This window comes from Bradyrhizobium sp. SZCCHNR1093 (genome assembly GCF_032381175.1).
Taxonomy (GTDB): domain Bacteria; phylum Pseudomonadota; class Alphaproteobacteria; order Rhizobiales; family Xanthobacteraceae; genus Bradyrhizobium.
Map to the genome: position 1 here is coordinate 460,435 of NZ_JAUHJJ010000001.1, position 19,092 is coordinate 479,526.

Annotated in this window: 17 protein-coding genes; 6 read left to right on the top strand and 11 right to left on the bottom strand. The window is 66.1% G+C overall.

Translation table 11 applies throughout. The annotated features are described in order from the left end of the window. Positions 1-267 precede the first annotated feature (267 nt). Both QX070_RS02260 and QX070_RS02265 read left to right on the top strand, forming a co-directional pair. Positions 268-2,124 (top strand): feruloyl-CoA synthase, encoded by a 1,857-nt coding sequence (locus QX070_RS02260; RefSeq protein ID WP_315734460.1) that lies wholly within the window; start codon positions 268-270, stop codon positions 2,122-2,124. 148 nt (positions 2,125-2,272) lie between these two features. Continuing rightward, positions 2,273-2,728 (top strand): PilZ domain-containing protein, encoded by a 456-nt coding sequence (locus tag QX070_RS02265; RefSeq protein WP_315734462.1) that lies wholly within the window; start codon positions 2,273-2,275, stop codon positions 2,726-2,728. 16 nt (positions 2,729-2,744) lie between these two features. Here the strand turns inward: QX070_RS02265 and QX070_RS02270 are convergent, their stop codons facing one another. The 7 genes from QX070_RS02270 to QX070_RS02300 all read right to left on the bottom strand — a co-directional run bounded on the left by QX070_RS02270 (position 2,745) and on the right by QX070_RS02300 (position 9,426). Then, positions 2,745-3,743 carry a dipeptide ABC transporter ATP-binding protein gene (locus QX070_RS02270; RefSeq protein ID WP_315734464.1) on the bottom strand — a complete coding sequence of 333 codons (999 nt, stop codon included), beginning with the start codon at positions 3,741-3,743 and terminating at the stop codon, positions 2,745-2,747. Beyond that, positions 3,743-4,741: an ABC transporter ATP-binding protein gene (locus tag QX070_RS02275; RefSeq protein WP_315734467.1), complete on the bottom strand. Its 999-nt coding sequence runs from the start codon at positions 4,739-4,741 to the stop codon at positions 3,743-3,745. The genes QX070_RS02270 and QX070_RS02275 overlap by 1 nt, the downstream gene beginning before the upstream one ends. Continuing rightward, complete coding sequence (locus QX070_RS02280; RefSeq protein WP_315734470.1) at positions 4,741-5,682, bottom strand: ABC transporter permease; 942 nt, start codon at positions 5,680-5,682, stop codon at positions 4,741-4,743. Before QX070_RS02280 ends, QX070_RS02275 begins: the two co-directional genes overlap by 1 nt. After that, positions 5,648-6,607: an ABC transporter permease gene (locus QX070_RS02285; protein WP_315734473.1), complete on the bottom strand. Its 960-nt coding sequence runs from the start codon at positions 6,605-6,607 to the stop codon at positions 5,648-5,650. Before QX070_RS02285 ends, QX070_RS02280 begins: the two co-directional genes overlap by 35 nt. A 43-nt stretch (positions 6,608-6,650) precedes the next feature. Further along, positions 6,651-8,444, bottom strand: coding sequence for a peptide ABC transporter substrate-binding protein (locus QX070_RS02290; protein WP_315734475.1), 1,794 nt, complete (start codon positions 8,442-8,444; stop codon positions 6,651-6,653). A 388-nt stretch (positions 8,445-8,832) separates the two neighbouring features. Further along, positions 8,833-9,159 carry a hypothetical protein gene (locus QX070_RS02295; protein ID WP_409998938.1) on the bottom strand — a complete coding sequence of 109 codons (327 nt, stop codon included), beginning with the start codon at positions 9,157-9,159 and terminating at the stop codon, positions 8,833-8,835. A 9-nt stretch (positions 9,160-9,168) separates the two neighbouring features. After that, a complete protein-coding gene (locus tag QX070_RS02300; protein WP_315734477.1) occupies positions 9,169-9,426 on the bottom strand; it encodes a hypothetical protein in 258 nt (85 codons plus the stop codon). A gap of 142 nt (positions 9,427-9,568) precedes the next feature. On the opposite strand from QX070_RS02300, the gene QX070_RS02305 reads away from it, so the two are divergent. Further along, the gene (locus tag QX070_RS02305; RefSeq protein ID WP_315734479.1) at positions 9,569-11,077 is read left to right on the top strand and encodes a diguanylate cyclase; all 1,509 of its coding nucleotides are present in this window, start codon (positions 9,569-9,571) and stop codon (positions 11,075-11,077) included. Positions 11,078-11,123: 46 nt separating this feature from the next. Here the strand turns inward: QX070_RS02305 and QX070_RS02310 are convergent, their stop codons facing one another. Beyond that, complete coding sequence (locus QX070_RS02310; RefSeq protein WP_315734482.1) at positions 11,124-12,005, bottom strand: UTP--glucose-1-phosphate uridylyltransferase; 882 nt, start codon at positions 12,003-12,005, stop codon at positions 11,124-11,126. Between the two features lie 219 nt (positions 12,006-12,224). Between QX070_RS02310 and QX070_RS02315 the strand changes: the two genes are divergently transcribed. Together QX070_RS02315 and QX070_RS02320 are read left to right on the top strand one after the other, a co-directional pair. Beyond that, on the top strand, positions 12,225-13,619 hold the full coding sequence (locus tag QX070_RS02315; RefSeq protein ID WP_315734484.1) for a lytic murein transglycosylase: 1,395 nt from the start codon (positions 12,225-12,227) through the stop codon (positions 13,617-13,619). Positions 13,620-13,758: 139 nt separating this feature from the next. Then, positions 13,759-15,507: a DUF459 domain-containing protein gene (locus tag QX070_RS02320; protein WP_315734486.1), complete on the top strand. Its 1,749-nt coding sequence runs from the start codon at positions 13,759-13,761 to the stop codon at positions 15,505-15,507. 138 nt (positions 15,508-15,645) lie between these two features. On the opposite strand, the gene QX070_RS02325 is transcribed toward QX070_RS02320, so the two are convergent. The 3 genes from QX070_RS02325 to QX070_RS02335 all read right to left on the bottom strand — a co-directional run bounded on the left by QX070_RS02325 (position 15,646) and on the right by QX070_RS02335 (position 18,089). Continuing rightward, positions 15,646-16,017 carry a CsbD family protein gene (locus tag QX070_RS02325; protein WP_315734489.1) on the bottom strand — a complete coding sequence of 124 codons (372 nt, stop codon included), beginning with the start codon at positions 16,015-16,017 and terminating at the stop codon, positions 15,646-15,648. Positions 16,018-16,091: 74 nt separating this feature from the next. Beyond that, positions 16,092-16,826 (bottom strand): SDR family oxidoreductase, encoded by a 735-nt coding sequence (locus QX070_RS02330; RefSeq protein ID WP_315734491.1) that lies wholly within the window; start codon positions 16,824-16,826, stop codon positions 16,092-16,094. 120 nt (positions 16,827-16,946) lie between these two features. Next, positions 16,947-18,089, bottom strand: a complete 1,143-nt coding sequence (locus QX070_RS02335) for a PQQ-dependent sugar dehydrogenase (RefSeq protein ID WP_315734493.1) — start codon at positions 18,087-18,089, stop codon at positions 16,947-16,949. 136 nt (positions 18,090-18,225) lie between these two features. On the opposite strand from QX070_RS02335, the gene QX070_RS02340 reads away from it, so the two are divergent. Continuing rightward, on the top strand, positions 18,226-19,005 hold the full coding sequence (locus QX070_RS02340) for an SDR family NAD(P)-dependent oxidoreductase (protein ID WP_315734495.1): 780 nt from the start codon (positions 18,226-18,228) through the stop codon (positions 19,003-19,005). The last annotated feature ends 87 nt before the right edge of the window (positions 19,006-19,092 follow it).

Here is a 19,092-nt window from a genome sequence, read left to right on the forward strand (position 1 = left end):
ACCGATGCCGTCGCAAGGGCAAGCCGCCGCAATTGGTCACATCCACAATAATTGCAAAATACAACCATTCTGTTAGTCTCGCGATCAACGACTACAACATGGGAGGGAGACGCATGCCGTCATTCATGGCGACGGCTGCCTGCATTGCGACCGCAATGCGGCGGCACATTGCACCCGATCGCAGCGCCTGTTGCGCAGCATTCTCCTTCCCCACTCCCTCCCGCATTGCATCGTCCGCAATCACGGCCCGCAGCGCGGAGACGCGCCATGGTTGATGCAGAACGCCGCCCATCCGGGCCTGCGATGTTCGCCGAGCCGTCGATCGAGGCCGTCAGGCGTGACGACGGCGCGATCATCCTGCGCTCGCGCATGCCGTTGCAGCCGGCCGCGCGATGCACCGGCGAATGGCTGGAGCATTGGGGCCACCATTTCCCGGATCGCACGTTCCTGGCCGAACGCCGTGGCGACAACTGGACCTGGCTGACCTACGGCGAAACATTGATGCAGGTCCGCGCCGCCGCGGCCTGGATGCTCGCGCAGGGCCTTGGTCCGGAGCGTCCGCTCGCGATCCTGTCCGACAACAGCATCGCCCATGCCGTGCTGGCGCTCGCAGCGCAGCATGTCGGCATCCCCGTCTGCGCGATCTCGCCGGCCTATTCGCTGATGTCGACGGATCACGAGAAGCTGCGCGCGATGATCCGTCTGCTCGATCCGGGCGCCATCTTCGTCGCGCAGCGCGAGCCGTTCGCGCGCGCGCTCGCGGCCGTCGACGGCCTGCATCGGGCAACGATCATTGCCGGCGACGGCGATGGAACGAGCGCGGTGCCGCTGCAGACCCTGCTCGCGACGAAGCCCGGCGCCGAGGTCGACCGCGCCTTCGCCGCGGTCACGCCGGACACGGTGGCCAAGCTGCTGTTCACCTCCGGCTCGACCGGGCAGCCGAAAGCGGTGATCAACACGCACCGGATGCTGACCATGAGCCAGCAGGCCAAGGCGCAGTTGTGGACCTTCCTGCGCGAGGTCGAGGGCGGCCCCGTCATCGTCGACTGGCTGCCATGGAGTCACACCTTCGGCGCCAACCACAATTTCAACCTGGTGCTGAGCCACGGCGGGTCGATCTACATCGACGGCGGCAAGCCGGCGCCCGGCCTGTTCGAGACCTCGCTCGCCAATCTACGCAGCCTGGTGCCGACGATCTATTTCAACGTGCCGCGCGGCTTCGACATGCTGGTCGCGGCACTCAGGGCCGATGACGATCTGCGCCGCAGATTTTTCTCTGGCGTCAGGTGCATCCTCTATGCGGCCGCGGCCCTGCCGCAAAATCTGTGGGATGCGCTCAACGAGATGAGCCGGGCCACGATCGGCCGTCCTGCACCGCTGGTGTCGGCGTGGGGCGCCACCGAGACATCGCCGCTCGCGACCGACTGCCACTTCTTCGCCGAGCGCGCCGGCAACATCGGCGTGCCGATCCCCGGCACCGAACTCAAGCTGGTGCCGACCGGCGAGAAGCTCGAGGTCCGCGTGCGCGGGCCGAACGTGATGCCGGGCTATTGGAAGGCGCCCGAGCTCACGGCCGCGGCTTTCGACGAGGAGGGCTTCTACAAGATCGGCGACGCCGTGAAGCTCGCAGATCCCGAGCATCCGGAGCGCGGCCTGTTCTTCGACGGCCGCATCACCGAGGATTTCAAGCTCAGCTCCGGGACATGGGTGAACGTCGGCGCGCTGCGCATTGCCGGCATCGCGGCGTTGGCGCCGTTGGCGCAGGATATCGTGATCGCAGGCCACGGCACCGACGAGGTGCACTTTCTCATCGTGCCCAACATCGCAGCGTGCCGCGGCGCCGCTGGGCTGACCGAGACGGCCCCGGCCAGCGACGTTCTGGCGCATCCATCGGTGCGCACTGCCATCGCGCGAGGATTGGCCAAGCTTCGCACTGAGGCGGTCGGCTCGTCGCGCTATGCGACCCGTGCGCTATTGATGGCGGAGCCGCCCTTGCTCGATGCCGGCGAGATCACTGACAAGGGCTATGTCAACCAGCGCGCGGTGCTCACCCGCCGCGCTGATCTGGTCGCACGACTGAAGGATGAAACCGCGACCGAGCTGATCAGGCCTGACATGTCCTGACCCAGAACTACGCAACTACTCAACACTCACAAAATGGCGTCCGTACAACTACGGAAACGCCCCCGCGCGTACGGCAACTAGTTGCCATCCGCACTTAACCGGGCATCAACTGCGAATCCTTAAAATGGCTCGCATCTAGATTCCTCACATGTCCGGACCGCCCCATGGCTCAGTTGAGGTCTCTCGCGAGGCCAGCGAGGCCGGCCGGCGCTCGACCGACATCCGCGACGGCTCGACTGTTGTCGCCGACAAGGTGCAGCGACTGCGCACCGAACTGGTGCGGGTGATCCGGACCTCGACTGCCGACGTCGATCGCCGGCTGTCGACGCGGCTCAACATCAACCGCCAGGGCACGCTGCAGGTGAATGGCGAAGCGATCCCTGTCACCGTGCGCAACCTCTCGCTCGGCGGCGCCCTGCTCGAAGCCGTTCCGGTTCGTCTGACGATCAACACGTCGGTGACGCTTGCCATCACCGGCATGGTGTCCGATCTGCCGGGGACCCTGACCCGCGTCGGCGACCGCACCGTGTTGGTCCAGTTCGCACTGAACCCAGAGCAATCGGTGCGGCTGACGGCGCTGGTCTCGAACCGTCAGGCGGCGTAACGCGCCGCCCCCTGCCTCAACGGAAATGGCAGGCGACGAGATGCCCCTCGGCGCTTGCCTTCAATGGCGGCACTTCCTTGCTGCAGACGTCCTTGGCGATCGGGCAGCGGGTGTGAAAGTGACAGCCCGATGGTGGATTGATCGGGCTCGGCACCTCGCCCTTGAGCCGCACGCGCTTGCGCTTGACGCTCGGATCCGGGATCGGCACCGCCGACAGCAGCGCCTCGGTGTAGGGATGCTTCGGCGTCGAATAGAGCTGGCGTGACGGCGCGGTCTCGACAATGCGGCCAAGATACATCACCGCGACGCGGCGACTGATGTGCTCGACGACCGAGAGGTCGTGGGCGACGAACAGATAGGCGATGCCGAACTTCTGCTGCAGATCCTCGAGCAGGTTGATGACCTGGGCCTGGATCGACACGTCGAGCGCCGATACCGGCTCGTCGCAGATGATCAGCTTGGGCTCGACCGCGATGGCCCGCGCAATGCCGATGCGCTGGCGCTGGCCGCCGGAGAACTCATGCGGATAGCGCGTCATGTGGTCGGCCTGCAGGCCGACGGTCTCCAGGAGATGAACGATGCGCGCCTCATATTGCTGGCGTGAGGTCGCCAGCCCATGGATCGTCAGCGCCTCGCCGATGATGGCGCCGATGGTCATGCGCGGATTGAGCGAGGCGTAGGGATCCTGGAAGATGATCTGGATGTCGCGGCGCAACGCGCGCAGCCTGTCGCCGGACAGCGCGATGACGTCCCTGCCCTCGAAGCTCAGCTCGCCCGAGCTCGGCTCGATCAGCCTGAGCACGCAGCGCCCGGTGGTCGACTTGCCGCAGCCGGACTCGCCGACGAGGCCGAAGGTCTCGCTCGGCTCGATGTGGAAGTTGACGCCGTCGACCGCGCGCACGCTGCCGATCTGGCGCTTCAATAGTCCACCGCGGATCGGAAACGCCTTGGTCAGGTTGCGCACGCTGAGCAGCGGCGCGGGGGCGGCGGGCGTGGCAATCGCAGCTTCGGTCATCACAGCAATGTCTCTTCGGCGCGGATGCACGCCACCTTGTGGCCGGGCTCGATCTCGCGCAGCTCCGGCTGCGCGCGCTTGCAATCGGGAATGGCGAAGCGGCAGCGGGAAGCGAAGCGGCAGCCCTCCGGCGGATTGACCAGCTTCGGCACGCTGCCGGGGATGCTCTCCAGCCGGCTCTTCCTGACCGCCGCGAGATCGATACGCGGGATCGAGCGGATCAGGCCCTGGGTATAGGGATGGCGCGGATTGGCGAACAGGCGATCGACCGGCGCCTCCTCCGCTACCCGGCCGGCATACATCACCACGACCCGCTGGGCGACCTCGGCCACCACGCCCATCGCGTGGGTGATCAGCATGATCGACATGCCGAGCCGCTCCTTCATATCGAGCAGCAGATCGAGGATCTGCGCCTGGATCGTGACGTCGAGGGCGGTCGTCGGCTCGTCGGCGATCAGGAGCTTGGGATTGCACGACAGCGCCATCGCAATCATCACGCGCTGGCGCATGCCGCCAGAGAAATGATGCGGATAGTCGTTCACGCGGGCTTTCGGATTGGGGATCTGCACCAGCGCCAGCATCTCGGCCGCCCGATCCATCGCCGCCTTCTTCGACAAGCCCTGATGCAGCCGGATCACCTCGGCGATCTGGTCGCCGACGGTGTAGACCGGGTTGAGCGAGGTCATCGGCTCCTGGAACACGATCGCGATCTCGCTGGCGCGGATCTTGTTCATCTCGGACGAGCCGAGCGGTATCAGGTCACGGCCCCGCCACAGGATCTGGCCGCCGGCGATGCGACCGGGCGGCATCGCGATCAGCTTCAGCACCGACATGGCCGTCACGGTCTTGCCGGAGCCGGACTCGCCGACCACGCACAGGGTCTCGCCGCTGCCGATCGAGATGTCGACGCCGTCGACGGCCTGGACCTCGCCCTCGTCGCTGTTGAAATAGGTCTTCAGCCCCTTGATCTCGAGGAGCGGAGCTACGCGGGCATCCATCACATCACCTTCCGCGGATCGAGCGCATCACGCAGGCCGTCGCCGATGAAGTTGATCGCGATCACGGTAAGGAAGATCGCGCCGCCGGCGAACAGCGCCCAATGCGGCGCGATGTCGAGATAGTCCTTGGCGTCGAACAGCAGCCGGCCCCAGGTCGGAATGTCCGGCGGGAAGCCGAGACCGAGGAACGACAGCGTCGACTCCGCGATGATCGCCGCCGCGACGTCGATGGTGCCGGCGACGATCACCGGCCCCAGCGCGTTCGGCAGGATGTGGCGGACGACGAGACGGGCGTTGGAGGCGCCGAGCGCGCGCGCCGCCTCGACAAACTCCTTCTCGCGCAGCGACAGGAACTGCGCGCGGACCAGACGCGCCACATGCATCCAGCGAAAGCCGCCGATCACGAGCACGATGAGCACGAAGACGCCGCCTTCCGGGCCGAGCCAGCCCTTCAGGAAATCGCGGAACAAATAGATGATCAGGAGCAGCAGCGGCAGCTGCGGCAGCGACAGGAACAGATCGGTCAGCCACATCAGCGCGGCATCCACCGGTCCCTTGGCCGAGCCGGCGATCGCACCGACGAGAATGCCGACGAACAGCGCCACGCCCATCGCGGCAAAGCCGACCGCAAGCGAGATGCGGCCGCCATAGATCATGCGCGCCAGCAGATCCTGGCCGAGATCGTCCGTGCCGAACGGATGCTCCCAGGACGGCGGCGCGAGGCGTGCCGTGAAGTCGATCTCGTTGATCGGAATCCGCCACAGCCACGGGCCGAGCAGGATCGAGAGCGCGAGCAGCAGCAGCACGACGATGCTGGCGGCCGCGAGGCGGTGACGGAGGAAGCGGCGGAGCGCGTCGCGGCCCGGCGAGAAACGCCGTTTGGGCGATGCGGCGACCGGCGCCGTCTCAACGGAAGGAGATGCGTGGGTCAAGCCAGCCATACAGAATGTCTGCGATGAGGTTGAAGAGGACGACGAGGCAGGCGAACACGAAGGTCACCGCCATGATGACCGGCGTATCGTTGGCGAGGATCGCGCTGATCAGGAGCGAGCCGATGCCGGGAATGCGGAAGATCTGCTCGGTGACGATGGCGCCGCCGAACACCGTCGGCATCTGCAGCGCCACCAACGTCACCACCGGGATCAGCGCATTGCGCACGACGTGCTTGACGATCACCTTGCGCTCGTCGAGACCCTTGGAACGCGCGGTCGTGACGTAGTCGAGCTTGATGACGTCGAGCACGGCGGAGCGGACATAGCGCGTATAGGATGCCGCCTGGTAGAGGCCGAGCACCGTGACCGGCATGATCGCCTGCTTGATGCTCTCCCACCACCATTGCCATCCGGTAGCGCTGAGGTCGGCGCGATAGACGAACGGCAGCCAGCCGAGATTGACGCTGAAGATCAGGATCAGCAACAGGCCGGTGAAGAAGGTCGGCAGCGAGAAGCCGATGAAGGCGAAGGTGTTGGCGATCTGGTCGAAGATCGAATAGGGCCGCCGCGCCGCGAGCACGCCCACCGGCAGCGCCACCGCCAGCGCCAGGATCTGCGCGGTGCCGACCACGTAGAGCGTGGTCGGTATCCGCTGCAGGATCAGCGTGTCGACGTTGACGCGACTGGCGAAGGAGAAGCCCCAGTCGCCCTGGAACATGGCGACCAGCCAGTGGACATAGCGCAACAGCACGGGATCGTTCATCCCGAACTTGATGCGCAGCGCCTCGCGCACCTCGGGCGGCACGTTCGGGTTGCTCGCGAGCTCGCCGAATGGATCGCCCGGTGCCAGCGCGAGCAGCACGAACAGAATGAGACTGATGCCGAGCAGGCTCGGCACAGCGACGATGAGGCGCCTGAGAAGATAGTTTCCCATCGCTTCACCCCTACGATGTCTGGCTGGTCATGCTGGCCGCGCGTCAGCTCGCCCGATACCAGGTGGCGATGAACGCCAGATCGTTGTCCCAGCCGCTCTTGTACAGCACCATGCCGTTCTTCACGCCGATCGCATTGAGCCGGTTGATCTCCGGCAGGACGTAGTTGTCGCGCACGACGAGATCGTTGAGCTTAATGAACAGCGCGGCGCGCTTGACCGGATCGAGCTCGCTCTGGGCCAGCTTGTAGGTCTCGTCATACTCCTTGTTCTGCCAGCGGCAGATGTTGCGGCCCTGCCACTTGTTCTCCTTGGTCGCGGCCTCGGTGGACACGAACTGGTTCATGAAGAACTGCGGATCCGCCTGCGGCATCGTGGTCTGATACATCTGCATGTCGCAGTAGAAATGCGAGTAGGTGTCGGGGTTCGCGACGTCCGAGGAGAAGAACACCGACGCGACCACCGACTTCAGCTCGACCTCGATGCCGGCCTTCTGGAACGCCTGCTTGATGATCGCCTGGTTCTTCTGGCGCGGGCCGTTGATCGAGGTCTGGAATACGAATTTGAGCGGCTTGCCGTCCTTCTCGCGGATGCCGGAGGCGCCCTTCTTCCAGCCGGCCGCATCGAGGATCTGGCTGGCCTTTTCGATCGAGAACTCGAAGCTGTTGTTCTTCGAACGGAAGCGTTCGGGATTGTTGAGGAAGTTCGGCGTCGCGACGCCGGCGCGTCCATAGATGAACTTCTGCACCGACGCACGGTCGATCAGCAGATTGATCGCCTTGCGCACCTCGGGATCGGAGAACAGCGGGTGCTTGGTCTTCAGGCTGGCGCGCTCGCCGTCGACCTCGACATTGGGATCGGTGACGTTGAGGCCGATATATTCGATGTGGCCGGTCAGCGTCAGCTCGGTCTTGCCCTGGCCGCCCGCCTCGAGCTTGGTCAGGATCTCGTCCTCGACCTGCAGATTGTAGGCGTAATCGTATTCACCGGTCTGCAGCACCGCGCGCGCAGCGGAGACGGCATCGCCGCCGCCCTTGATCTCGACCGTGTCGAAATAGGGCTGCGTCGGCACGTGATAGTCCGGGAAGCGCTTGCCGGCGACGGTGTCGCCCGGCTTGAAGTCCACGAACATGTAGGGACCGGTACCGACCGGCTTCAGGTTCGCCGGCGCCTCGCGCGACTTCGCGCCGATATAATCCGCAAAGTGATGCTTGGGGATGATGCAGCCGAACGAGGCGACGAAGGCATCGGCCCAGAACGGCGTCGGCTGCGGAAAGATCAGCTTCACGGTCAGATCGTCGATCTTCTCGATCGACTTGACGTTCTTGTAGCTGCCGATCGAGACCGCCGAGGTCTCGGGGTTGTTGGCGTATTCCCAATTGAAGATGACGTCGTCGGCGGTGAACGGCTTGCCGTCGTGCCATTTGACGCCCTTCTTCAGCTTCCAGGTCACCGACAAACCGTCGGCCGCAAGACCGCCATTCTCCTTGCTCGGAATCTCCGCGGCGAGAATCGGCACCAGATTGCCGCCCTTGTCCCATCCGGCCAGCGGTTCGTAGAACAGGCGGCTGGCCTCCTGGTCCTTGGTGCCGATGGCGAAATGCGGATTGAGCAGCGTCGGCGCCTGCCAGAGCAGCAGCTTGAGCGGACCGCCGCCACCGGCCTTGGTCGGCTTGTAGGCGATGGCTTGGGCGGCCACGGCGACGCCGGAATGGGCGAGCATCGCGCCGGCCATCGGCGCGGTCAGCCCCACGGCAATCATCCGCTGCACAAATTCGCGCCGTGACAGGCGTCCTGCTTTGACATCAGCGATCTGGCTACGGAGGTCACGCTCGTTCATCAATCGACTCCAAAGGTGGTGCTGAATGCCAAAAAACGCGTCCCCGTCTTGCATCGATCGGGAACTGCATAAAATTGGATCAGCCTTCGAAGCGACTGTCAAAGCAGAATCCGGGCCAATTCTGCAATAAAGAACGGATCGATTGTCGCACTTCGCAGATGCGGAAAGATTGACTGCGAGTCACATCCCGGAAAATGGAACTACGTCGCTGGCGACGGTCGCCACACACCGGAATGTTCTGCTTCGGCATGAACGCTCTCGATGTGCGCTCAGCTCTCGCGACACCAGTTCGGCAACTGCCAGAGGTCGTTGTCCCATTCCGAGGAACGGCTCTACAAACCTTTGCGGATGCCGCTGACGCGCGTACCCGGCGACGCCATCGTGATCATCAGCATCTCCATGTCGCAGTAGACGTACGTGTAGGTGTCGGAATTGGCGACGTCGCTGGAGAAGAACGCCGAGCCACCACCGACTTCGGCTCGAGCTCGATGGCCGCCTTCTGGCAGGCCTGCGTGACGATGACATGGTTCTTCGGCCGCGGGACGTTGGTGGAGGTCTGGACTACGAGCTCGAGCGGCTTGCCGCCCTTCTCGCGAATGCCGCTCGCGCCCTCCTTCCAGCCGGCGTTCTCCAAAATCTCGATCGCCTCGTCGACGTTGAACTCGAAGCGCGTCACCGCCTGGAGAGCAGGATGCAGGCCAATTGCCACGGGCACGGATGCAGCTCAGCGCTCCGGCTTCAGCTTGCGGAAGCGGACACCCTTGCCATCCGGCAGTCGGGTCGCGACATAGCCTGCCGCCAGGCAGGCCTCGCGCTGCGGCATTTTCTCCTGCGGGCTCCGCAGGCTGTCCCACCACGAGGCGCGCTGCGCCGCGCGCGGCAGGCTGTCGCCGATCAACTCCTCGATCTCGTCGAGGCTGAGCACCAGCTCGGGGCGGGTCTGCCGCTTGAGATAGTCTCGAAGCGCATCATAGTCCGGCAAGTCTCGACTCCATCGTACCAGCGCGTGTGCGGCCGCCTTGACGACAGGCGCGGCGAACGCAACGACTCGTTAATCTAACATGCGTTACTTCGGCTTTATCCGTCAGTCTACGGACGGGACTCCACGGGGACGGGACGATCCGATGCGCTGGAAACGCCGAACGGGCCGGGCGACGCAGCCTTGGCGGGTCTCGGCGCGCACGCTGATCACCTGCTCCATCTCGACCATCATCGGTTTCTCCGCCATCTGCGCCAGCGTCATGATCGACCTGCGCCGGAGCGAGGAGGTCCGCGCCCGCCAGGCGCTGGAGAACATGGCCGCCAGCATCGGCGCCGACATCAGCCGCAACGTCGAGCTCTACGATCTCTCGCTGCGGGCGGTGGCCAGCAACATGTTGCTGCCCGAAATCAACGAGGTCAGCAAGCCGGTCCGCCAACTGATCCTGTTCGACCGTTCGTCCACCGCGAAGAATTTCGGCACCATCCAGGTGTTCGATGCCCGCGGACGGCTGTCGCTCGAGTCGTCGACGCTCGACCCGCTGCCGGAGGACCGCAGCGACGCCGATTTCTTCCAGGTGCATCGCGACCGGCCCGACACCGGACTCTATGTCGGGCGGCCCGCCCAGCATCATGGCCAATACTCCATCGTTCTCAGCCGCCGCATCTCGACGCCGGACGGACGCTTCGCCGGCGTCGTCGCCGGCTCGATCCGCCTCGGCTATTTCCGCGACCTGTTCGCACGGCTCACGCTCGGGTCGGGCGGCAACATCACGGTGCTCCGGCGCGACGGCACCGTCGTCGTCGGCGCGCCGTTCGATTCCGCCGCGATCGGCCGCAATCTGGCGCGGGCGCCGGCCGTGACCCGCGCGCTCACCGAGCCGTCCGGCTGGTCGAGCAGCTATGGCGCACTGGACGATCTGCCGCGGCTCCTGGTCTGGCGCAACGGCAATGAGCCGCTGGTCGTGATCGCCAGCAAGTCGTGGGACAGCGTCTACGCATACTGGCGCAATGAGGCTGCAGAGATCGGGGCGATGATGCTGGCGCTGATCGTGTTCGTCCTGGCCGCGACGCAGGTCGCCGCGCGCGAGATCCAGCTCCGGGCGAAGATCGAATCCAGGCTGGAGCAGCTCGCGACCACGGATCCGCTGACGGGCCTGAAGAATCGGCGCAAGTTCGACGAGACGATCGAGCTCGAATGGTGGCGGGCGCAGCGCACCGGCGCGCCGCTGGGGCTGCTGATGATCGATGCCGATCACTTCAAGAGCTACAACGACACCCATGGGCACCAGGCCGGCGATCAGGTGCTGGTCGGCATTGCCGTGTGCATCTCCGATTCGGTGCGGCGCGCCGGCGACTGCGCCGCGCGCTATGGCGGCGAGGAGTTCGCGGTGCTGCTGCCGGGGACCTCGGAAGCGGATGCGCTGCGCGTCGCGGAGACGATCCGCAGCAAGGTCAAGCTGTGGGCGGGAGAAGCGTGCACCACCTCGATCAGCATCGGCGCCGCCAGCGTCACGCCGTCGCGCGACACCGATTGGAGCGGCCTGCTGAACGCCGCCGACCGCGCCCTCTACATGGCCAAGGCCGCGGGCCGTAACCGCTGCGCCAGCGCAGTGGTGCGTCACCCGTCACCCGCGGCCTCGCTGGCGGCGTGATGCCGCCAACCGCCTCGAAGGCGCGGCATTTCTCGCCGGCTTGGCCTCAGCCCTTGCCTTCGAGATAGCGCTTCATGTCCTCGCGCAGGCCATCGCGCAGGTCGGCCCGCGCCATGCCGAAGGCGATGTTGGCGCGCAGGAAGCCGGACTTCGAGCCGCAATCGTGCCGCTCGCCGTCGAAATCCACGCCATAGAATTTCTGTGTCTTCGACAATCCGATCATCGCGTCGGTGAGCTGGATCTCGCCGCCGGCGCCGCGCTCCTGCGTCGCCAGGATCTGGAAGATCTCAGGCTGCAGGATGTAGCGCCCGGTGATCGAGAAGTTCGACGGCGCGGTGCCCTTGGCCGGCTTCTCGACCATGCCGTCGACCTCGAAGATCTTGCCGTCGCGCTTGCCGACGCCGCAGATGCCGTATTGATGGGTCTGGTCGGCGGGCACTTCCTGCACCGCCAGCACGTTGCTCTTCTCCGGAAGCTTGCTCGCCGCCGCGATCATCTGCGCCAGGCACCCCGGCGAGTTCAGCACCAGCTCGTCCGGCAGCACCACCGCGAACGGCTCGTCACCGACGATGTCGCGCGCGCACCACACGGCATGGCCGAGGCCGAGCGGCGCCTGCTGACGGGTGAAGCTGACCGCGCCGGCCTCCGGCTGGTCGCGCGCCAGGATCTCGATCTCGGTCTTCTTGCCGCGCGCCGCGAGCGTCGCGTCGAGCTCGTACATGCGGTCGAAATGATCCTCGATCGCGGTCTTGTTGCGCCCGGTCACGAACACGAAATGCTCGATGCCCGCCTCCTTGGCTTCGTCGAAGACGTATTGAATGAGAGGCCTGTCGACGATCGTCAGCATTTCCTTCGGCATCGCCTTGGTGGCGGGAAGGACGCGGGTGCCGAGACCGGCGACCGGAAAAACGGCTTTGCGGATCTTCATGGGGATGACTAGACCTTGTGGCGATATGAATGCGAAATCGATCGCATTTTAGGTAGCTCGTTTGCAGCCGAGAACAAAGGCGGATGTTGGGTCCAGTGTTCCGCTCGACACGAACCGAACGGCTAAATTTCGCTGCGGAAATCGTTAACCTTGTTAATCTCCCGTTAAGCAGGACCGGGCCTCGTGGAGCCCGATCTTCCATGCGATCTGGATCGAGACATGATGCGACGGAACGTGATGCTGACAGCTCTGAAGGCCGGTGCTGGCGCGGCGGTTCTGGTCACGGCGTTGACGGTGGTGTCTGGTTCCGCTGTCGCGCAATCCGGCGGCGGGCCGCTGAACTTTCTCGACGGCCTGTTCACGGGCACCCCGACCAAGGGCAACCCCGCCCCCAACCAGCCTCCCGCCGCCGGCGGGCCGCAGCCGTGGAGCGGCGAGGACGGCGCCTCCGGCCATCCGCTGATGACGGCGGCCGCGATCCGCGAAGCCGCCGGCAATTTCGACAATTGCGTCGCCGGCATGTGGCCAGATGCCGCACGGCGCAACATCACGCAGGACAATTTCCAGCGCTTCACCGCCGGCCTGTCGCCGGACCTGCGCATCATGGACCTGCTCGACGCGCAGCCCGAATTCACCAAGTCGATCTGGGACTATCTCGACATCCTGGTGAACGACAACCGGCTGGCGAAAGGCCGCGAGGTGCTGGCGACGTACAAGCCGCAGTTCGATGCGGCCGAGCGCGCCTATGGCGTCGACCGTTACATTATCGCTTCGATCTGGGGCATCGAGTCCAACTACTCGACCCAGATCGGCGACCGCAGCGTGCTTCAGTCGACCGCGACGCTCGCCTGCATCGGCCGCCGCCAGGCCTATTTCAAGGACGAGTTCCTCTCCGCCCTGGAGATCCTCAATCGCGGCGATTTGCGCCCCGAGCAGATGCGCGGCTCGTGGGCAGGCGCCTTCGGCCCGACCCAGTTCATGCCGACCGCGTTCAAGCGCTTCGCCGTCGATGCCGACGGCGATGGCCGCCGCGACGTCGTCGACAATCCGGCCGACCTGATCGCCTCGACCGCCAACAATCTGAAGAAGGACGGCTGGCAGAGCGGCCAGAGCTGGGGCTACGAGGTCGTGGTGCCCCAGGGCTTCAACTACATGCTCGCTGACCGCGCCAAGAGCATGAGCTTCGGCCAGTGGGAACAGCTCGGCCTGCGGCGAGCCAACGGTCAGCCGTTCCCGGCCAGCGCCGAAAAGGCCTATCTGCTGGCACCGGCCGGCGCCCAGGGCCCCGGCTTCCTGATGCTGCAGAACTTCCGCGTCATCATGAAATACAACCCGGCGGAAGCCTATGCGCTGGCGATTGGCCACTTCGCCGACCGTCTGCGGGGCGGACCGCCGTTCGTTCAGTCCTGGCCGCGCGAGGAACGAACGCTGTCGCGCGGCGAGCGGCTGGAGCTGCAGCAATTGCTCGCCGAGCGCGGATTTTACCGCGGAACGCCGGACGGCCAGTTCGGTGGCCAGACGCGCGAGGCGCTGCGGAACTTCCAGGCCTCGATCGGGGCGCCGGCGGACGGATTTGCCACCTCGGACGTGCTCGAACGGCTGCGGGCGCGCTGATCACAGCCCAATCTGCCCTGCCGGTAACCGTGTGGGGCGATTGCCGATGCCATCAACACCATCCGGTGAATGCCCGTTTGCGGCCTGATTCGCGTCCTATTATATGGATTGTCACGATCTCGCCGCGCGACGGGTGCGCATGTCAAAGCTGAAGTCCATCCTCAAGCTGTTGAACGAGCCCGGCCCGCTGGTCGTGCTGGCGGTCGTCATCGCCATGCTCGTCGGCATCGCCGGCCCCGCCTCGGCCCAGTTCTTCAACTTCAACCCGTTCGCCTCGCCCCGCCCGGCGCCGCGCGGCGGTGGAGGTGGCGGAGGTTGGTTCGGCGGCGACTTCTTTACTCCGTTCCCGCAGCAACAGCCGAAGAGGGTGATCCAGGACTATTCCAAGGCGCCGCCGCCGGAGAAGCGTGACGGCGCGCCGGACCGCTATGTGCTGGTGCTCGGCGACGCCATGGCCGACTGGCTCGCCTATGGCCTGGAAGAGGCCTATTCCGAGCAGCCCGACATGGGCGTGACCCGCAAGATCAGGACCACTTCGGGCCTCATCAAGTACCAGCCCAAGGGCGAGCCGGCCGACTGGGCCGCCGCCGCCAAGGGCATCCTGGCGACCGAGCGCGCCGACGCCATCGTCATCATGCTCGGCCTCAACGACCGCATCTCGCTGCGCGAGCCCGCGATGGAGAAGACCGAGAAGCCCGACGACAAGAAGGGCGACAAGGCCAAGAAGGATGCCAAGGCCAAGCCGGGTGAGACAAAGCCCGGTGAGGCCAAGCCGGGCGAAGCCAAGCCGGATGGCAAGGCCGACACGGCGGCCAAGCCCGACGACAAGGCTGCCGATACCGATCTGCCGCAGGACGAGGCCGACAACGACACGCCTGTGGTCGCGGCACCGGAGAAGGCCGCCCGCTCGCCAGGCGGCCTCTATGAGTTCCGGGACGAGCGCTGGGTCGAGCTGTATACGAAGAAGATCGAGGAGATGATCGCGATCGCCAAGAGCAAGGGCGTGCCCGTGCTCTGGGTCGGCCTGCCCGCGGTTCGCGGTCCCAAGGGCACGGCGGACACGCTGTTCCTCGACTCGCTGTATCGCGATGCGGCCGGCAAGGCCGGCATCACCTATGTCGACGTCTGGGATGGCTTTGTCGACGAGTCCGGCCGCTTCCTGCAGAAGGGGCCGGACTTCGAAGGCCAGATCCGGCAGCTGCGCTCCTATGACGGCGTCTATTTCACCAAGCCGGGCGCACGCAAGCTCGCCCACTATGCCGAGCGTGAGATCAACCGGCTGCTCGCGGCCCGTTCCGCGCCGCTCGAATTGCCGAACGAGCCGGCGACGCCGGACGCCAATGCCGTGCCCGGCCAGCCGGCGCCGCGGCCGGTCGCCGGCCCGATCCTGCCACTGGTGGCGTCATCCGTCGGCACCGACCAGTTGCTGGGCGGCCCCGGCTCCCGACCTGCGGCGGTCGATGCGCTGGCGGCCCGGACCCTGGTCAAGGGCGAGGCGTTGAGCCCGCCCGCCGGCCGCGCCGACGATTTCGCCTGGCCCCGCCGCGAGGTTGGGCGCGAGCAGGCCAAGGAGCCGCCGAAGGAGTTCACCCGGCCGGAGGCGCCAATGGCCGCGACCTCGCCGGCGGAAGCAACTCCGGCCGCGCAGGGACCGGTGCCGCCGCAGCCGAGGCAGAAGCGGCTGACCACGCCGGCGGCGCCCGCTCAGCAGCCGCCAGCCCAAACGCAGCAGCCGAATCAGGGCGTCCGCGACTTCTTTGGCTTCGGCGCGCCTCAGCAGCAACAGCAGCCGGCGCGGCCGCCCGCCGCGCGCAATCCGAACGCGCCGCCGCGGCCGCCAGGATTGGTCGGCCGCTCGGCAGCAGCGCTGGAGACCCAGGGCCGCTGATCGTGACCGCATTTCGGCGCTGGGGGCGATCGACGCGGATCATTCCGGAACAAGATGACCATGACAAATCGGCCCGCATTCGAGAACGAATGCGGGCCGATTTTCATCTGATCGTCCGTCAGCGGGGCTGTTGCAGCCTCAGTAGCGCCAGCGCTGCGGCGGCTGCGGCCGGCTCGGCGAGCGCATCAGCATCGCCAGCAGGAAGCCGATGCCGCCGGCGACCAGGAGTGCACCTATCGGATTGTTCTGAACCCGCTTGGTCAGGGCCTGCGTGCCGTCACGGAGCGTTTCGGAGCCGTTGCCGAACGTATCCTTGGCGAAATCCATCGCCGCATCGCCGGCCTCGCGCGCCGCGTCCTTGGCCTGGCCATACATGTTCTGCACGACGCCCGAAGCCTCGCGTGCACGGCCCGACGCCTGCGTGCTCTTGTCGCCCAACATCTCGCCGACGCCGCCTTCGATCTTGCCTGCGACATCCTTGGCCGTACCGGTCAGCCGATCCTGATCCATTGCCGCTCTCCTTCTCTGCATTGTGCGGGATTGCTGGCCTGCTAACCGGCCAGCACGGCGCAGGTTCCGGACCACTACAAAATCAGGCCGCCGTCGACGACGAGGGTCTGGCCGATGATGTAGGACGACAGCGGCGAGGCCAGGAACAGCGCCGCACCGGCCATGTCCTGCGGCGTGCCCAACCGCCGCAGCGGGATGCGCTGCAGCGCGCTCTCGAGACGCTTCGGATTGGCGGTCGTCACCTTGGTCATCTTGGTGTCGACGAGACCGGGCGCGATCCCGTTGACGCGGATGCCGTCCTCCGCCCACGCCTCCGCCAGGGTTCGCGTCAATCCCATCGCACCGGTCTTCGAGGCGTTGTAGGCCGGGTTGCCCATGGTGGAATGATAGGCCGCGGTCGACGAGACGATGATGAGCGCGCCCTTGGCATCGCGCAGCCGGCCGTGAAATTTCGTCGCACAGGCCATCAGGCTGATGAGGTTGACCTCGACCACCTTGCGGAAGCCGTCCATGGCGAACTCGCCGCGCCGGTAGAGCACCGCGCCTTGCGCCAGCACGAGCACGTCGAGACGATCGAGTTGCGGTGCGAAGCTCTCGATCGCGCCGGGATCGCTCACATCGAGCTGATGGTAGTTCAACCCCACGAGATCGGAGCCCTCGTCTGCGGCATAATCGGCAGCACTCGGTCGCGTGCCGCTGATATCGACGCGCGCGCCCTGCGCGCGAAACGCCTGCGCAATGCCGTTGCCGATGCCGCTCGAGCCGCCGATCACCAGCACCGAGCGTCCCGTGAAATCGAGCGCGTTCATCTCCCCACTCCTTCTATTGTTATTTGTCGGATGGTGTGGAGATCAGCGCAGGCCCTGTCAACGGCATCGCGGCTGTGGCGACACCGGCATCGGCGCCTTCGCATCAATGCTGCTGCGCAGCTACTTCATCGGTGTCAGCCGCAGCAGGCGGCCGGGCGAGTCGTCCTCGATCACCCAGACGGCGCCGTCCGGCGCCACGGCGACATCGCGGATGCGCTCGCCCATGTCCCAGCGCTCGGCCTCGTCAGGCTGACCATCGGGCCGGAAGGCGACGCGGACCAGCGCTTGAACCCGCAAGCCCCCGATCAGCGCCGATCCCTTCCATTGCGGAAACATCGGACCATCATAGAAGACCAAGCCGGCCGGCGCGATCACAGGATCCCAATAGAGCGGCGGCGGCGCGAGGTCGGGCCGCGTCGCATGCCGCGGGATCGGCGTGCCGTTGTAATTGTCGCCGTTCGACACCAGCGGCCAGCCGTAGTTCTTGCCCGGCTCGATCAGGTTCAGCTCGTCGCCGCCGCGCGGTCCCATCTCGTGCAGCCAGAGCTTGCCATCTGATGCGAAGGCGAGCCCGTAGGGATTGCGGTGGCCGGTGGTCCACGTCTGGGCCGGCACGCCCTTGTCCTCGGCCATGGGATTGTCCGACGGAGTCGCGCCGTCGAGATTGAGCCTGAGCACCTTGCCGCGCGCCTGCCGCGGATCCTGGGCGCTGTTCGGCTGCATGCGGTCGCCGACCGTCAGGAACAGATGCGTTCCCGACGGATCGAACGCGATGATGCCGCCGGGCTGCCCGCCGCCGCCGGCGGGCGTCTGGCGCCAGATGACGGTGGGGTCGGTCAGCGTGGCGTTGTCATTCGAAACCGACAACTCGGCGCGGGTCAGTACGAGTCGGCTGCCCTCGCCGCTCGGCTCGGTGTAGGTGAGATAGATCTGCGACGTCGTCGCGAAGCTCGGCGACACCGCGATATCGAGGAGACCGTTCTGTCCGCGCGCAGCGACCGCGGGCACGTTGCCGATCTGGATCTTCTTCCCACCTTGCGTGACCAGAAAGATCCGACCCGGCTTCTCCGTGACCAGCATCCGCCCATCGGGCAAGAAGGCGATGGCCCAGGGCGTATCGAACTCGGCAACGCTCCGCGCGTCGAACGGCCGCAACGCGCTGGCCTTGCGGCCGCCGGAATTGATGCCGTCGGCATGCGCTGCCGTGGTTGCTATCAGTCCCACCACCAACGCCAAGCGCATGAAGATCTTGGAGAGCGCCATGATCACTCCGGTTTGTTGATCCCTGTCGTAGGCAACGCAAATTCGGCCACGCCGGATGAGTGCCTACCGAATGCGTCCGATCAGTGTTAATCCCGACGGCGCGCATGCGATGCGCATTTTTCCGTGAGCCGCAAATATGCACCAGCACAGGCAACTCAACCGCTCGGTCAAGGGATTGACCGTCCTGATCACCGGCGCGGCGTCGGGGATGGGGCGCGCGACCGCGCGCGTGTTCGCCGATGAAGGCGCCAGCGTCGCAGTCACCGATATCGATGAGGACGGGGCCGGCGCCGTGGCGGCGGATATCCTGGCCTGCGGCGGAACAGCGCGTGCATGGCGGCTCGACCTCGCCGACCGCGACGCCATCAGCGCCGTCGTCGGCGAGGCCGCGGCGCATTTCGGCGGGCTCGACATCCTCGTCAACAATGCCGGCATCTCGGTCCGTGTCGCGATCGACGACGAGGCTTACGACGAGGCCTGGGCGAGAGGGCTTGCGATCATGCTGACGGCGCAGCAGCGCGTCATCCGCGCCGCGCTGCCGCATCTGCGCCGCTCATCCAGCCCGCGCATCGTCAACATCGCCTCGACCGAGGCGCTCGGCGCAACGGCGCTGCACAGCGCCTATTCGGCTGCAAAGGCCGGGGTGACCGGATTGACGCGCTCGCTCGCGGTTGAGCTCGGCCGCGATCGCATCACCGTCAACTGCATCTGTCCGGGCCCGATCACCACGGCGATGACCGCGCGCATTCCCGACGAGCAGAAGGCGGTCTATGCGCGGCGCCGCACCGCGCTTGGCCGCTATGGCGATCCCGAAGAAGTCGCGCACATAACCTTGAGCCTGTGCCTGCCGGCCGCCTCGTTCCTCACCGGAGCGGTGATCCCCGTGGACGGCGGGCTGATGGCCCGCAACGCATGACGTCTGACGCGCCGGCATGACAGCCGTGCGCGCGGCGCTCCGCGCCTTGCGTTGACTTCGCACATCGCCGGCGTAGCCTCTTGCTTC

Excerpts from the sequence above, each read along its gene's own strand:
- QX070_RS02260 (WP_315734460.1), top strand. The coding sequence starts at position 268 with ATGGTTGATGCAGAACGCCGCCCATCCGGGCCTGCGATGTTCGCCGAG.
- QX070_RS02265 (WP_315734462.1), top strand. The coding sequence starts at position 2,273 with ATGTCCGGACCGCCCCATGGCTCAGTTGAGGTCTCTCGCGAGGCCAGC.
- QX070_RS02270 (WP_315734464.1), bottom strand. The coding sequence starts at position 3,743 with ATGACCGAAGCTGCGATTGCCACGCCCGCCGCCCCCGCGCCGCTGCTC.
- QX070_RS02275 (WP_315734467.1), bottom strand. The coding sequence starts at position 4,741 with ATGGATGCCCGCGTAGCTCCGCTCCTCGAGATCAAGGGGCTGAAGACC.
- QX070_RS02280 (WP_315734470.1), bottom strand. The coding sequence starts at position 5,682 with ATGGCTGGCTTGACCCACGCATCTCCTTCCGTTGAGACGGCGCCGGTC.
- QX070_RS02285 (WP_315734473.1), bottom strand. The coding sequence starts at position 6,607 with ATGGGAAACTATCTTCTCAGGCGCCTCATCGTCGCTGTGCCGAGCCTG.
- QX070_RS02290 (WP_315734475.1), bottom strand. The coding sequence starts at position 8,444 with ATGAACGAGCGTGACCTCCGTAGCCAGATCGCTGATGTCAAAGCAGGA.
- QX070_RS02305 (WP_315734479.1), top strand. The coding sequence starts at position 9,569 with ATGCGCTGGAAACGCCGAACGGGCCGGGCGACGCAGCCTTGGCGGGTC.
- QX070_RS02310 (WP_315734482.1), bottom strand. The coding sequence starts at position 12,005 with ATGAAGATCCGCAAAGCCGTTTTTCCGGTCGCCGGTCTCGGCACCCGC.
- QX070_RS02315 (WP_315734484.1), top strand. The coding sequence starts at position 12,225 with ATGATGCGACGGAACGTGATGCTGACAGCTCTGAAGGCCGGTGCTGGC.
- QX070_RS02320 (WP_315734486.1), top strand. The coding sequence starts at position 13,759 with ATGTCAAAGCTGAAGTCCATCCTCAAGCTGTTGAACGAGCCCGGCCCG.
- QX070_RS02325 (WP_315734489.1), bottom strand. The coding sequence starts at position 16,017 with ATGGATCAGGATCGGCTGACCGGTACGGCCAAGGATGTCGCAGGCAAG.
- QX070_RS02330 (WP_315734491.1), bottom strand. The coding sequence starts at position 16,826 with ATGAACGCGCTCGATTTCACGGGACGCTCGGTGCTGGTGATCGGCGGC.
- QX070_RS02335 (WP_315734493.1), bottom strand. The coding sequence starts at position 18,089 with ATGGCGCTCTCCAAGATCTTCATGCGCTTGGCGTTGGTGGTGGGACTG.
- QX070_RS02340 (WP_315734495.1), top strand. The coding sequence starts at position 18,226 with ATGCACCAGCACAGGCAACTCAACCGCTCGGTCAAGGGATTGACCGTC.